General features: G+C 37.9%; 14 protein-coding genes. 6 read left to right on the top strand and 8 right to left on the bottom strand.

Annotated elements, in window-relative coordinates:
- Positions 1-238: 238 nt before the first annotated feature.
- Genes A6E04_RS09305 through A6E04_RS09300 form a run of 3 tightly spaced genes read right to left on the bottom strand, consistent with a single transcriptional unit; the run spans position 239 to position 1,933 of the window.
- The gene (locus A6E04_RS09305) at positions 239-850 is read right to left on the bottom strand and encodes a toxin-antitoxin system YwqK family antitoxin (RefSeq protein WP_065611022.1); all 612 of its coding nucleotides are present in this window, start codon (positions 848-850) and stop codon (positions 239-241) included.
- A 28-nt stretch (positions 851-878) separates the two neighbouring features.
- Positions 879-1,007 (bottom strand): hypothetical protein, encoded by a 129-nt coding sequence (locus A6E04_RS21565; protein ID WP_017023393.1) that lies wholly within the window; start codon positions 1,005-1,007, stop codon positions 879-881.
- A gap of 56 nt (positions 1,008-1,063) precedes the next feature.
- Positions 1,064-1,933, bottom strand: a complete 870-nt coding sequence (locus A6E04_RS09300; RefSeq protein ID WP_026025614.1) for a LysR family transcriptional regulator — start codon at positions 1,931-1,933, stop codon at positions 1,064-1,066.
- A 113-nt stretch (positions 1,934-2,046) separates the two neighbouring features.
- On the opposite strand from A6E04_RS09300, the gene A6E04_RS09295 reads away from it, so the two are divergent.
- A complete protein-coding gene (locus tag A6E04_RS09295) occupies positions 2,047-3,240 on the top strand; it encodes an MFS transporter (protein ID WP_175365420.1) in 1,194 nt (397 codons plus the stop codon).
- A gap of 12 nt (positions 3,241-3,252) precedes the next feature.
- Here A6E04_RS09295 and A6E04_RS09290 read toward each other — a convergent pair whose 3' ends face one another.
- The 3 genes from A6E04_RS09290 to A6E04_RS09280 form a co-directional block, all read right to left on the bottom strand.
- Complete coding sequence (locus tag A6E04_RS09290; RefSeq protein WP_017023390.1) at positions 3,253-4,839, bottom strand: sensor domain-containing diguanylate cyclase; 1,587 nt, start codon at positions 4,837-4,839, stop codon at positions 3,253-3,255.
- Positions 4,840-5,195: 356 nt separating this feature from the next.
- Entirely contained in the window at positions 5,196-5,735 is a 540-nt protein-coding gene (locus A6E04_RS09285; protein ID WP_012552287.1) for an adenosyltransferase, read from the bottom strand.
- A 53-nt stretch (positions 5,736-5,788) separates the two neighbouring features.
- Positions 5,789-6,376 carry a hypothetical protein gene (locus A6E04_RS09280; RefSeq protein WP_065611018.1) on the bottom strand — a complete coding sequence of 196 codons (588 nt, stop codon included), beginning with the start codon at positions 6,374-6,376 and terminating at the stop codon, positions 5,789-5,791.
- Positions 6,377-6,653: 277 nt separating this feature from the next.
- On the opposite strand from A6E04_RS09280, the gene A6E04_RS09275 reads away from it, so the two are divergent.
- The 3 genes from A6E04_RS09275 to A6E04_RS09265 are packed head-to-tail and all read left to right on the top strand — an operon-like array spanning position 6,654 to position 9,387.
- The gene (locus A6E04_RS09275; RefSeq protein WP_065611016.1) at positions 6,654-7,571 is read left to right on the top strand and encodes an ABC transporter substrate-binding protein; all 918 of its coding nucleotides are present in this window, start codon (positions 6,654-6,656) and stop codon (positions 7,569-7,571) included.
- Positions 7,571-8,611 carry a FecCD family ABC transporter permease gene (locus A6E04_RS09270; RefSeq protein WP_065611015.1) on the top strand — a complete coding sequence of 347 codons (1,041 nt, stop codon included), beginning with the start codon at positions 7,571-7,573 and terminating at the stop codon, positions 8,609-8,611. The genes A6E04_RS09275 and A6E04_RS09270 overlap by 1 nt, the downstream gene beginning before the upstream one ends.
- Positions 8,608-9,387 (top strand): ABC transporter ATP-binding protein, encoded by a 780-nt coding sequence (locus A6E04_RS09265; RefSeq protein ID WP_065611013.1) that lies wholly within the window; start codon positions 8,608-8,610, stop codon positions 9,385-9,387. Before A6E04_RS09270 ends, A6E04_RS09265 begins: the two co-directional genes overlap by 4 nt.
- Positions 9,388-9,469: 82 nt before the next feature.
- Here the strand turns inward: A6E04_RS09265 and A6E04_RS09260 are convergent, their stop codons facing one another.
- Complete coding sequence (locus A6E04_RS09260) at positions 9,470-10,840, bottom strand: L-serine ammonia-lyase (RefSeq protein WP_065611011.1); 1,371 nt, start codon at positions 10,838-10,840, stop codon at positions 9,470-9,472.
- 319 nt (positions 10,841-11,159) lie between these two features.
- Here A6E04_RS09260 and A6E04_RS09255 point away from each other — a divergent pair, with 319 nt between their 5' ends.
- Positions 11,160-12,146 carry a zinc transporter ZntB gene (locus A6E04_RS09255; RefSeq protein ID WP_065611009.1) on the top strand — a complete coding sequence of 329 codons (987 nt, stop codon included), beginning with the start codon at positions 11,160-11,162 and terminating at the stop codon, positions 12,144-12,146.
- A gap of 40 nt (positions 12,147-12,186) precedes the next feature.
- Here the strand turns inward: A6E04_RS09255 and nfsA are convergent, their stop codons facing one another.
- Complete coding sequence (nfsA, locus tag A6E04_RS09250; RefSeq protein WP_065611007.1) at positions 12,187-12,909, bottom strand: oxygen-insensitive NADPH nitroreductase; 723 nt, start codon at positions 12,907-12,909, stop codon at positions 12,187-12,189.
- Between the two features lie 390 nt (positions 12,910-13,299).
- Here nfsA and A6E04_RS09245 point away from each other — a divergent pair, with 390 nt between their 5' ends.
- On the top strand, positions 13,300-13,704 hold the full coding sequence (locus tag A6E04_RS09245; RefSeq protein WP_065611005.1) for a hypothetical protein: 405 nt from the start codon (positions 13,300-13,302) through the stop codon (positions 13,702-13,704).
- The last annotated feature ends 292 nt before the right edge of the window (positions 13,705-13,996 follow it).

Here is a 13,996-nt window from a genome sequence, read left to right as displayed (position 1 = left end):
TATGCATTTGATTTGGTGTCTTCATTTCAATCAATCATTGGTGGGTTAATGTTATTTTCATTTAACGTAAACGGATAAACTTTGAGTAATATTGTGCCCCTTGATCTGAATCGATAAATAATGAGCCTACAAATAAAAAGCCCTTATGTACTTTGCGTGCATAAGGGCTTTATTTTTGTAGGGCGAACTTTTTGTTATTGCATTAACGTTAACTATTAATTGTTATAAAATCTGTTGATTAGCTTTCTGGTAACCATGTTTGTTCAGAAACGACTTTTTGATTTTTGAAGGTTAATTGTTCTACTTTATCACCATGATTATTCCAATGGGTGAGTGAACCGTCTTTGATTTTTCCTTCATCATAGCTTGCTTGAGTCGCTTTCTTACCATTTGCATAGTAGCTGGTGTATTGGCCGTCTTTTTGGCCATCATCGTAGCTAATGGTTAGGTTTTTCTCGCCGTTGTCATACCAACGTGTTGCTTTTCCATCGAGCTTATTATTCTTGTAAGTGAACTCTGTTTTTTTCTGGCCATTTACATACCAAGTTTGCATTACGCCTTCAAGCTTACCGTCGTTATAGTTCAGCTTAGAGGCCATTTGACCGTTCGGGTACCAATTACTTTCGGTGCCTATTTCTAACCCTTTATTAAATTCCACTTTTGTTGATATTTGTCCGTTATCGTATTTTTGAACAAACTGACCAGTATAAGGGCTGTCTTGATTTACTTGATAAGCAACACCGTTACGCATTTGTAAATAATCAGCAGTATCTGCCTTTGGCGCAGTTGCCGCATAGCTAGCACCAGAAACTGCACTAAGAGCAAGTAGGACAGGAATATATTTCTTCATTGTGGCACCTCATTTTTTGGCTAACATTTCACATTCGTTGCGTGACTTTTAACTTAATATTGCTTTCATCATTTTTATTATTTTGATGTTGAAAGCTAAGCTGGTATTCAATATTCCACTTATTTTCGTTAATGTCAGTACCGAATTTGGTAGTCATATTTTCCATTTATGAGGGCTTAATTTGGGGAACTTTTCGAGAAATTTAAGGTAGTTCTAGTGGTTCTGTTTCACAAAGTCTAAGAAGGTTCGGTCTGCTTTTGAGAGATAACCATTCTTTCTCCACGCAATAGAGATATCTAAAAATATAGGATCACTAAAAGGAATAGAGACAATATCAGGTTCGTTTTCTGTGGCTAACTCAAGTAATGCACTGATGGCGAAATCCCGTTTTACAATTTTCAAAATAACAGGTAATAGGTTGGTTTCAAAAGAAAAATCGGCAGTTAAGTTCTCTTGCTCACATATGGCATCTAGTCTTTCTCTGTGAAAGTAGCCTTGTTTAAACATCACTAACTCTTGAGAGAAGAACTCTTTAAAAGATAAGGTTTTCTTTTTTGAAAATTCGTGGTCTGTGCTTACCACCGCAACCATTTGAGACCGAACTAAATGGTCCGAATCGAGTGCTTCGGGTAAGTCTCGAACTTGAGTAATGCCTAAATCTATCTCCCCATCGAGCAGCATTTTTTGTATAGATTGTGCGCCTGCTTCAATCATGGTGAGTTTTAATTTTGGGTATCGACTTTTGAAGGCCATTAAAACATCAGGGAAATAATAAGTCCCCATGATACTAGGGACACCTAATCGTACTTCCCCTTTCTCTAGTCCTCTTAGTTCTTTCATTGCAAGAGTTGCATCATCTAATTGTTGAAGAATGAGTTTTGCATGAGTCAGTAAAATTTCACCTTCATGGGTGAGTGCTATTTTTCGTTCGTTGCGACGAAAGAGTTCAAGCTCTAGCTCGTTTTCTAATTTCTTTATTGCAACACTGAGCGCTGGTTGTGCAATATGCAGTGCTTTGGCTGCATGAGTAATATTTTGATGCTCTGTAACTGCAACAAAGTACCTTAGTAATCTTGTATCCATCCGCATTGCCTCGCCATAACTAAAAACTATTAAAACGATAATTATTATATATTTTCACTATTCCAATGAACTTGCTACTGTTTTGATATTGTTTCCTAATGATGATCACTAAGATGATTGAATTTCGCAGTCGAGCGTATTATCAAGTAAGTGCCGCATTGGCCTTTGGCTCGTTTTTGGTATTTTGTAATTTGTATTTGTTTCAACCAATGCTTCCTGCACTGGCGGATCATTTTGCGGTATCTGCAACTAAAATTAACTGGCTACTTGCCGCTGGAACATTCACTCTTGCGTTAATGCTACTGCCTTGGGCTATTGCTTCAGAGATGATAGGGCGTCGAAAAATCCTATTAATCAGTCTATTTTTATTGCCAGTGATCGGATTAACACCATTACTAACGAACAACCTAATGTTGTTGATTATTAGTCGGGGGTTAATGGGAATGGCATTGGCAGGTTTTGCTGCGGTAGCGGTGGCTTATATGGCAGAAGAGTTTTCGGCCAAAGCATTCAGTCACGCCATTGGTGCTTACATTAGTGCAAATTCTTTAGGTGGGATCTCTGGTCGTATTTTTGGCGGCATGGTTACCGACCATTTTGATTGGCAAACTGCTGTGTTTTGCATGGCGGTACTCAGTTTAGTGGGGGCTATCATCGTGGCGCTTGTACTTCCGAAGAAAGAGCAACCACGAGATAATGCGCCTTCATTATCTCAATATCATCGAATTATCTTTCAACATTTAAGAAATAACAAAATCTTGTTTGCGATGCTCATTGGTGGCGTTAATTTCGCTTTGTTTGTGAATTTATACACCGTAACAGGGTTTCGATTGGTGGCCGAACCTTACTCTTTGCCAATCAGTATCGCTTCTATGATTTTCTTATGCTATTTGTCTGGCACGATCAGCTCAAGACTGGTTGGAATGTGGTGTCACCGTTTTAGTGCGGTATCTGGGATGTTTCTTGGTTCGTTGATCAGCTTATGTGGGATGTTAATTGCAAGTAATAGTTCATTAGTTGTGATTCTAATTGGTTTGAATGTATTAAGTTTTGGTGCTTTTTTTACACATTCATTGGCGTATGGTTGGGTGAGTCAGCAAGCAGTAACGGCTAAATCGACAGCGACGGCGTTATATCTGGTTCATTACTATGTGAGCGGGAGTCTTGGTGGATTTTATTTGATGTATTGTTGGCAGCACGGTGGCTGGGATAGGGTTATTTTAGGCGCAGGTGTATTGTATGGCGTGATATTTTGGTTATGTTGGCGTTTGTATCACCACACCCATACCAAGGCGGCATGGGCATAGTAGAAGATAAGATTAAAGACTAAAAATTTGGAATCCATTTTTTCCTGAACGTTTGATGTAATACATTGCTTCATCGGCATTATGCATTAGGTCATTGATGTTAGTGCCGTGTTCAGGGAAGAAGGCAACCCCAATGCTTGTGTTTAGCATGTATTGCTTATTATCAAGCGTGAGTGGTTGATGGGATAAATACAAATACGCTTCAACCTGTGAAATGACTTCTTGTGTGTCATTAACATCATAAATCAGGACTGCAAACTCATCTCCACCAATACGAGAAACATACGCATTAATAGAAAAAGCATATTCTAAATTTTTAGAGATAGCTTTTAATGCGAGATCCCCAACGCTATGACCAAAGCTGTCATTGAGATCTTTAAAACCATCAAGATCAATATAGATCAGAGCTAGCTTTGATTCGAATCGTCGGGCGTGTTGCATTTTCCAATGGAATAATTTTTTAAAATATCCGCGATTAATTAAGCCGGTTAAACTGTCGTGATGTGCCAATTTTCGTATTTCATTATGATCGATGCGTTTTTTAAGTTGCAGCTGCGCGATAATGTAAGACATGCACAATGAGAATAGAATCATACTGCCTAAAATATGCAAATCATTCGATGAGGTATTCGCAATGGTCCATTTTGTTGAATTCGGCACAAAAGTGATTAAACGCCAACACGTATCTTGTTTAACAATGTGAATTGAATTAGATGAATCGATATTTTTTGGGTACGAGAATACCGAATCAAAAGTAAGCACGCCAGAGCTGATATCAACTTGGCCTGACGCTTTGTGATTTAAACAACGGTATGTTTCTGGGTAAATAGCGGAGTATTTTTTCTCTTCATTATTAGGAAACATGAAGGCAAATTCTAACTCTGGTCTTCTGTCATAGAACAAGAAATAATCGTTATGATTGATTAGCATATGATGATCATTCTGGTTCAAATTAAATATTTTTAATCCATCCAGTAAGTGTTCTGCTAAGTAGTTGAGTATAACAATCCCACGTTTTTTACCATTGTCATCATAAACAGGCGTGGCAAGGCGGAGCATCGGCTTATGTGGGATTTCTATCTCGCCGTGCTCAATGTTGAGATCAAGTGCTGAGATGTAAACATCACCATCATGCAGCTTTAAACTGTCTTTCACGTAATAACGATTCGCTTTATTTTGTAATTGTGCCTTAGGGACAATAGAAGGATCTCCGTCATTATAATTAACTCGGATAATTTCATTGCCTTCTAGATCAATATAACGAAGTTGGTCATACAAACCTTTACGTAAACTTAATGCAAGTGCATTGGCTTCTGTGAGTTCAATTAGCTTTTTATTATGGATATTATAGGCATGATGTATCTCAATAAAGTCTGACAATAATAAGAGATCTTGGCCGATACTATCAAGAGTCATTGAGATGTATTTCTTCTGTGCCGCAATAATTGCTTTCTGTTCAGATTTTATTTTGTTAACGTTTATTTCATTCTCTGAGTACTTGTAAAAATAGAAAACAGAAAATAATAAAGAAAAGAATAATAAGAATAACACGATAAAACGTGGCCAAAAAAAGAAGGTATTAGGCTTATTTAATTCCATGATGTAAATCGCTTACAAAAAATTAACAAATAATAAGGTAATTCAGCGATATACCGCATAAATTATGCGAGGAAAATCACTAAATTGGAAAGGGTAACGTAAGGAGAGACTTTATAATATATGAGCAGGTCTATCAATACTTATGGAATAGTTAATGAATATTAATTGATCTATTTTGTATAAACAATAAGGATTATTCAAAATAAAGTGTTATTCATTCACCGTGATTACATCGTTGACACAACTGCAACAAAATTCGCCATTAATTAGAATGTTAATAAGCATTTAATATATCTATTGGTTTTCTTATATATATTCAGTTAAGAAAACCAATAAATTATTAGCCAAATAAGGGTTTAATTTTTCGGCATTGGATAATTAATGCTGATGTATTCTGGTTCTTCTATTCCAGAATCTTGATTTAATACTCGAGTCAGCGCAAAGTAATAATTCGCAAGTACATTAGCAAAACGAGGCAGGGTTTCTGGGATTTTTTTCGTGGTTAATTTATCTACTTGGACGAGTGCTCGAACCACTTTTTTACTTAAACTACGGCATTGGTGCAATTGAATTACGGCACCTGTACCTCTTGGTAATACAAAGCGTTTTGCATCATCGGTTACTTGAGATTTAAAGTGATATAAATCTGTGAGCAGTTCTTGAATATCGTCTTCAAAAATGCCACATTTTCCACGAATAGAACCATTTAAATTAAAGATCTTTGGTTGTAAACGTTCAAGTGATTCTCGAACCTCGCCTGAGGCTAATTGAGATAAAGCCAACCCCGTATAAGTACATAACTCATCGGTTAAAATTTCAAAATCACACAGTGGACTGTCTTCAAAAATAAAAGGGTATGAAAGCTCACCAACCACACCAGATGCTTTTAGTGCCATAATTAAATCACTTAGTTATCAATAAAGAGTGAACGTACTTTATCACGTCTACTCTAGGATTGATTATCCTTTTCTTGGCTAAGTAGATGCAAAATGTTGTCGTGATTTTTGTTGGTCATTTCAAGAGATAAGGCCGAATTTTCGATGGCTTTTGCCATGGTTGAAATATTGGTGGTGGCTTGCAATAAGGTGTTTTGCAGTGGGCGAAGAATAAACCAATAGAAGCAGGCAATAATGGCGACCAAGGCAAGAACAACAAGAGAGAGTAACAAAATAACCTTAAAAGTTAGATCATCAAAAAATTGTGAGCTGCTTTCTGAGAGTGTTTCTTTAGATTGCTTTAGAAAGGTCGGCAGTGTTCTAAGGGAATTGGATGAGATATCAACCAGATTATTAATATTTTCAATCGTTTGGTAAATGTGTTCTTGCTGCTCTGGTGTGAGGTTTCTATTTTTTGCGATTAGCTCAAGGGAGTTGGCCATTTTTCGCATCGCTTGTGCGCCTTGTTCAGCCGATTGCTCAAGGCCTTTTATATCAACAGTGGCATTAATGCTGACGAGTGGCTGAGTGATTTGTTCTTCAGTATTGGCAAAACTAACAGAAGCGAACATGGTTAATAGAAGCAACAACGTGTATTTCATTTTTTATCCCTTGAGTAATACATCCTATATAGAGTCACTATAGAAAGAAATCGCTTCTATTACTATGGGTTAGTCCGAATTAAACAAATGGTTTCAAGGTTTAAAGATAGAATATAGTGCCGCAGCAAAGTACAATACGCCCCATCTTCGGAATACGGTGAAACTCCGTAACGGGCGCGCCACTGTAAGAATACATTAAGTATTTAAGTCAGATACGAAGAGTTCGGTTTACAAGAAGTAAACTATTTTACTAGGTACGCGATTTACAGGAGTTACCATGCATTGGCCGGCGTTTAAACCTTTTCTCATCACGCTTTCGTTATTCTTGTCATTTTCATCAATGGCTGACACCATATATCCGCTCTCTTTAACCGATGGTTTAGGCAATCAAGTCATCATTGAAAAAGAGCCAATTAAGATCTCATCGAAAACGTTGTTTACTGACGCGGTATTATTAGAATTGGTTAATAATAATCGCTTATCCAGTCTAACTGATTTAGCGGATAACCCAAACTACTCAGCAGTAAAAGACATTCTTCCTAAATCGGTTCCGCTATTGGCGCTTAATGTAGAAATGATCATTGCGAATCGCCCTGATATCGTTTTTGCTGCTAATTGGAGCGATGCTTCAAAATTAGCCATTATTGAAAGTGCAGGTATTCCTGTTTACAGAATTCAAACCCCAAAAACCATCGCTGAAATTGAAGCCGAGATTTTACGTGTTGGTGATATTGTTAATCGCCGAGACGCTGCAGAAAAAGTGATTGAGATGATGCATTCTCGATTACGTAATCATTTAATTCATCCTAAGAAAGCCTTAAAAGCTCTTGATTATAATCCTTGGGGAACCTCAAGTGGCCAAGATTCCACGTGGGATGAAGTATTAGAACAAGCGGGATTAGAAAATGCGATTGAAGGGTTAGTCAGTGACAAATATGGGCAAGTGCCAGTATCAAAAGAAATGGTGATAGTGCTTAACCCTGATGTGTTGTTTATTCCAGCTTGGGTTTATGGAGATGACAATGGCGCTGAGCAATTTAGGCAAACGATCTTATCTGATCCATCATTACAATCGGTAACGGCGATCAAAGAAGGGCGGGTTTATCAAATGCCACATGTATTAAAAAGCGTGTATAGCCAGTACATTATTGATGCAATTCTATTCGTTAACCATTCTGCTTATAAGAAACAATGATGCCATTTTATCGATTAACGTCATTTCAAATATTGGTTTCAGTCAGCCTATTTATTGGGTTGTTTTTCACTTATCTAAGTGTCGGAGCTGTTCATATTCCAATTATAGATATACTTGCTATGTTTAAAAGCTATGTGCTTGGTGGCAGTGAATTGGCTGCGAAAGAGCATCCTTTGGCCTCTGCCATTGTGTTGCATATTCGATTACCAAGAGCCTGTGCCGCAATATTAGCGGGTGGGGCATTGGCATTCGCGGGAGCATGTACGCAAGGCTTATTTAAAAACCCACTCGCGAGTCCTGATGTATTGGGGGTTAGTTCGGGCAGCAGCTTTGGTGCAGTGGTTGCGATAGTGACGGGCTTTTCATTTATGAACCCAATGTGGTTGCCAATTTTTACTACGGTGGGGGCGTTGGCAGCATCAGCGTTTATTTATGTGTTGGCTTCACGTCATTCGTCTTCTCAAATTTTGTTTTTAATCTTAACGGGGTTGGCATTATCTAGCTTGCTTGGCGGAGCTAGAATGGGTCTGCTATTAATGGCTCAACAATACGAAGTTAGCCAATTTGTGTTTTGGGCAATGGGGGGGTTAGATGGGCGCATGTGGCAACATTTGTTATGGCCTGCTCCCGTGATTATTGTTGTGTCTATATTGCTGCTCAAAGAAAGTCGTTCATTGAATTTGTTAGCTTTGGGTGAAGAAAGTGCTCACGGAATGGGGTTAAACATCAAGAAAACACGCTTTAAATTATTGATGTTTGCAACGCTGCTTACTGCGATGTCGATAGCGATTGCAGGGCCGATTGGATTCATTGGGTTAATGGTGCCGCATTTGGTGCGTTTGCTTGTTGGCCCTGCTCATGAAAAATTATTGCCATTCTCAGCTATCTTCGGTGTAATTTTCTTACTTGTGTGTGATTTGTTAGGTCGCTGGATTATCGCGCCAAACGAATTAAAAGCGGGGATCATTACCTCCTTCATTGGTGGTTGTTACTTCATTGGCTTGATTATTCGATTTCAAAGAAAGGGGCGTTTAGCATGAAGCCATTATTAACCATCTCTAATTTGAGTTACCAAGTGGGTGCCAAAACGCTACTAAAAGACATTTCCTTTTCGATGAGTGCAGGTGAACTGGTTGGCGTGATAGGGCCTAATGGCGCAGGTAAAAGTACGTTAATGAAATGCATTAGTGGGTTTCAAGCGTATTCACAGGGAGAGATCGTTATTGACGGCGAATTGCTACCTAGCCTTTCTCATATTGACCGAGCATTAAGTATGAGCTATTTACCTCAATACAGCGAAGCAGCATTCCCATTCAGTGTGATGGAAACCATAGGATTAGGTTTTCATGCAAAGCAACAGAAAACACTGATCTCTAAAGCGGTGATTGAAGAGCAAAGCCAAGCCGCATTAGAAAGAGTCGGTATTGGGCATTTACATCATCGTACCGTGACTGATTTATCGGGCGGTGAGAAGCAGCTTGTTCACTTTGCTCGTTTATTGGTGCAAGGTACGCCATTAATGCTGCTTGATGAACCGACAGCCAGTTTGGATATTGGTCATGAATCGCAGTTAATGAATGTACTTCATCAAGAATGCAAAAACGGAAAGTCAGCCTTGGTTGCGATTCACAACCTTAATACGGCCGCAGAATTTTGTGATCGCTTAATTTTGATTAATAACGGTGAAGTGATGGCAGAAGGTAAGCCTAATGAAGTATTGAGTGAGGAGAATATCCGATCTTTATATCAAGACTTAGTGATGGTTTCTCATCATGCAGTGACAGGAAATACGATAGTGTCGCCGTATAAAAAGTAATTCAACATTTAGATAGTAGACATAAAAAATCCAGAGCCTCGTTTGAGAACTCTGGATTTTTTGTTGTTAGCTTAACTCGCTATTATTCACACGGTGGTGCCATGTGAATTAACGCTAAACCGCCGAGAGAGGTTTCACGGTATTTACGGTTCATGTCTTTGCCTGTTTGATACATGGTATCGATCACTTTATCGAGCGAGATAAGACACTTACTTGTGCGTTTAAGAGCCATGCGAGAGGCGTTAATTGCTTTCATTGAGCCCATTGCATTACGTTCAATACAAGGTACTTGAACAAGACCACCGATTGGGTCGCACGTCATACCTAACGAATGTTCCATCGCAATTTCAGCCGCCATACAAATTTGCTCATTACTGCCGCCGCGAAGTGCCGTTAAGCCAGCCGCCGCCATTGATGATGAAACACCAACCTCACCCTGACAACCCACTTCAGCACCAGAAATAGACGCATTGGTTTTATATAAAATACCAATGGCACCAGATACCGCTAAAAAATCTTTCAGTTGCTTAGTGTCTAGCTCTTTAATGAAGCGATGGTAATACATCAGTACACCAGGAATAACCCCCGCCGCACCATTGGTTGGGGAGGTAACCACTTGGCCACCCGCCGCGTTTTCTTCGCTTACCGCAAACGCGAATAAGTTGATCCAATCCATTATTTCCATAGGATCACTTTCAATAGAAGCATTTGCTTCCAGTTTTTTTAATAATGCAGGCGCACGACGAACCACGTTTAAGCCACCGTCAAGAATGCCTTCGGTTTGGAAACCTCGTTCCATACACAATGACATGACTTTCCAAATTTGATCGGCTTTCGCATCAATCGCTTCCATTGGTTGAAAAGAGACTTCGTTACGCAGAATAAAGCTGCCTAAGCTTAGGCCTTGTTTCTCAGCTTTTTCTAGCATCTCGTCCGCAGATTTAAATGGGAACTCGACTTCAACACCCGTCGCGCTTTTGCCATTGGTTAGCTCATCAGCGGTTGCAATAAATCCGCCGCCTACGGAATAGTAAGTTTCTATAGCCAGTTGTTGGGCTGCGGCATCAAAGATTGAAATCGTCATGCCATTTTCGTGTAATGGCAAATTGGTTTTATGAAAAAGCATATCAGTTTCATAATCAAAGGTGATTTCGTGAGCGCCTGCGATATGCAATACCTTATCTTCAATGGCTTTTTTCATTGCCAAGTTTGCACTGGTTATCTTGATGGTATCTGGACGGTTACCTAGTAAACCTAAAATGGTTGCGCGATCGGTATGGTGACCAATCCCCGTTAATGAAAGAGAACCATAAAGATCCACCTGCACGCGAGCCACTTGATCTAAATGAGGTTGGATAAGTTGGGTAAAATTATACCCCGCAATCATAGGACCATTTGTGTGTGAGCTAGATGGCCCAACACCGATTTTGTAGATATCAAAGATAGACAGCATAGACATTACCTATTTACAAAAGTGCAGCAAAACCAAGAATGTAGATGAGTGAGCATCATCTACAGGTGTTGCTATTATAATTATTAAGTTTAGTTGTTTTGTAGATTTGTGCTTAAAAATGACGAATCCCAAGAACTAACAACTAGGACCTGAGATTAAGGTGGTGGAACGTAACATAAATAAGAGGTGACAAATACCCCAAAAAATAAAGGGTAAAGGGGTATTTAGAAGATAACCAGAGGTAACAGTTGAATACATGAAGTTAGACATAATATAAGATGTCATATTTATACAATGTCACTGTAGGACGTCGATAATTATGGATGGCACAGAAAAAACACCCGAAGGTTTTATTCATGGAATAGTGTTAGATAACAAGGGTGGAATGAAAAGTCTTTCTTGGGAAGAGAGTTGTCAGGTATGGGCTAGAAATGAAGATATTTGGTTGCATTGCTATTATACCGATGAAGAGATTCATCAGTGGCTGAGTGATAATACAGAATTAAACGAAATTGTATTGGACAGTTTATTCAGTGAAGACAGCCGTCCTCATATTTTAAGTCGAAATAATAACTTATTAGCTGTTTTTCGAGGCATTAACCTAAACCCTAATGCCGAACCGGAAGATATGGTTTCATTGCGAGTATGGACTGATGGGAAACGAATGGTCAGTACCCGTAAGCGTATTCTACTTTCTACTCAAGACATACTAAAACATTTAAACGAAGGTCATGGGCCTAAAGATATACCCGAGCTCTTGGTTGAATGGATTGATCGTATAGTAAGAAAAATGTCTGATACGGTCGATAATCTTGAAGATGAGTTATTAGTACAAGAAGAAGCCTTAGAAGGCGATGATCTTAGGGCGATACGAAGTTCATTACTTAAAATAAGAAAACAAAGTATTGGTATGCGTCGTTATCTTGCACCACAGCGTGAAGCGATGAATAAGCTAATTAACGAGCCTCTAAATTGGTTAAATGATATGCATCGTTTGAATTTAAGGAGCATTTCAGATCGTCAAATTAGACATATTGAAGATATTGATGCATTAAGAGAAAGATCGGGCATGATTCAAGAAGAAATCAGTAATCAAATGTCAGAGCAAATAAATCAACGATCTTATGTTTTGACGCTTATTGCGGCGATCTTTTTACCACTGAGTTTCTTTACTGGCTTAATGGGGATCAATGTTGGTGGAATGCCAGGGGTTGAATCAAGCATCGCATTTTGGATTGTAACGTTGATTTGTATTGGTATTTCTCTTGGGCTTGTTGGTTTGTTCTTTTGGCGAAAATGGGTTTAAAAGAAAAGCATGAGTGACTCGACGGCACTCATGCTCGTTATTATTTAATCGCTAGACCTTTGTTATTTAAGTACCCTTTAATGTGAGGGCGTGATTCTTGAGATAACTTGCTTGTAATTTGCTCCGACCATGAACTTTGTTTTTGATTGCTGTTACGTGTGGCGTAATACTGCAACATGGTTTCATCGTATTCATGGATTTTGTTTTTATCTAATGGCTTGTACGTATTTTCATGAACAATAACCTCAGGGCTTAAGCGTGGTTTTTGTTGTGGCGTTTGATCGGGGTGACCTAAGCACATGCCAAATAACACCGCAGTGTGTTGAGGCAACTCAAGTAAATCGTCCACTTCTTGAGCGTGAGTTCGTAAACCGCCAATATACACGCCACCTAAGCCCATTGATTCTGCCGCGAGTAAGCAGTTTTGTGCCATTATTCCGGCATCGATAGCACCAATCAGTGTTAGCTCTGTGTATTCTGCTTTTACGTCAGGATTCATTTCATGATGACGTTGAAAATCAATACAAAAAACCAGAAATTCAGCGGCACCTTCAACATAAGGCTGGCCGCCCGAAAGTTCAACTAGTGCTTTTCTCTTTTCCATATCAGTAATACGAATAATTGAGTTTACTTGAAGCAAGCTTGACGAAGAGGCGGCAATTCCTGCGCTAATGATGGTATCTAATTGCACTTTAGAGATAGGGTCATTGGTGAAAACACGGATTGAACGGTGATCTAAAATAGTGTCGATAACTGGGTTCATAAGACATTCCATCGTAAATAAAGTTAAAACTAATACTCTTTATAACTGTATTGTTTCAACAATTTGTGAAGTAAATTAAATGATATGGATTATAGTATAATTACTATTTTTAACCATCAGTATTTTTAATGTAATTACGGTACGCGAAAGGTATAGTAGACTACATTTTTTATATATATGTCGATTAGATTTATTTCTTGAAACGATCAAAAAATATGTTCATTAAATCGTTATAAATAAAGTATGCTGCATTGGAATTATTATATTTATGATAATTCGTTAAATAGTATCAATCCTTAAAATTGAATGAATATAAAAATAGATTGATTGCAGTTTATGCTTGAATTTCAGGCAAGTTAATCATGGGAATTTAATTAGTTAAGAGATGACATGATGGAAAAAAGTTACCTTATTGAACAGTTTATAGATAATTTTAAAGGTTTTGCTTGTATTACGTCAATCAAGAGTAGTCAAGTTTTATTTAGTAATGATAGCTATAAAGTGATGTGTCATCATACACTTAGCTTATCAGAAGCGATTAGTTCTGCGGAATCATTGTTAGAAGAAAAATGCATGACTTTTTGCGATTTTGTTGAAATACAATTTAGAAAAACATTAGAGCCTACGTTTGCTATTGAATTGTTTAATGGCATTGAATATTCAACAATTAGGACGTTGATTGAGTATAAAAAAGAACTGTGTATACTTACATTAATTATAATCTGTAGCGAAAATCCATCAATAGAACCCATGAATGATATACATATATGTAATATAAATAAATATAATCGTTAAATTATATGGGTTAGTTTTAAGCTAACCCATAATATTTTGCAATAAATTGAGATTAATGTTCTATTGCCTCATAGAATTTTAATAATAACTCATAATCATAAATTAGACGATTTCCAATATCTATATCTCCCATCGTGATTGATTTTATTATCTGTTGACGTAGATTATTTAATTGTTCTTTTATGTCTGTTTTTATTATTTTTTGTTGTAAAAAGCATTCTTTTTCTATGTAACTCATAGCTTATATCACTAAAATTATTTTATTTAAAATGAATGTTAATTAATATTTAAC

Source organism: Aliivibrio logei (assembly GCF_001691055.1).
In the GTDB taxonomy this organism is placed as follows: domain Bacteria; phylum Pseudomonadota; class Gammaproteobacteria; order Enterobacterales; family Vibrionaceae; genus Aliivibrio; species Aliivibrio salmonicida.
Note: the sequence above shows the minus strand (reverse complement) of the source record. Positions and strands in the feature narration are given on the sequence as shown.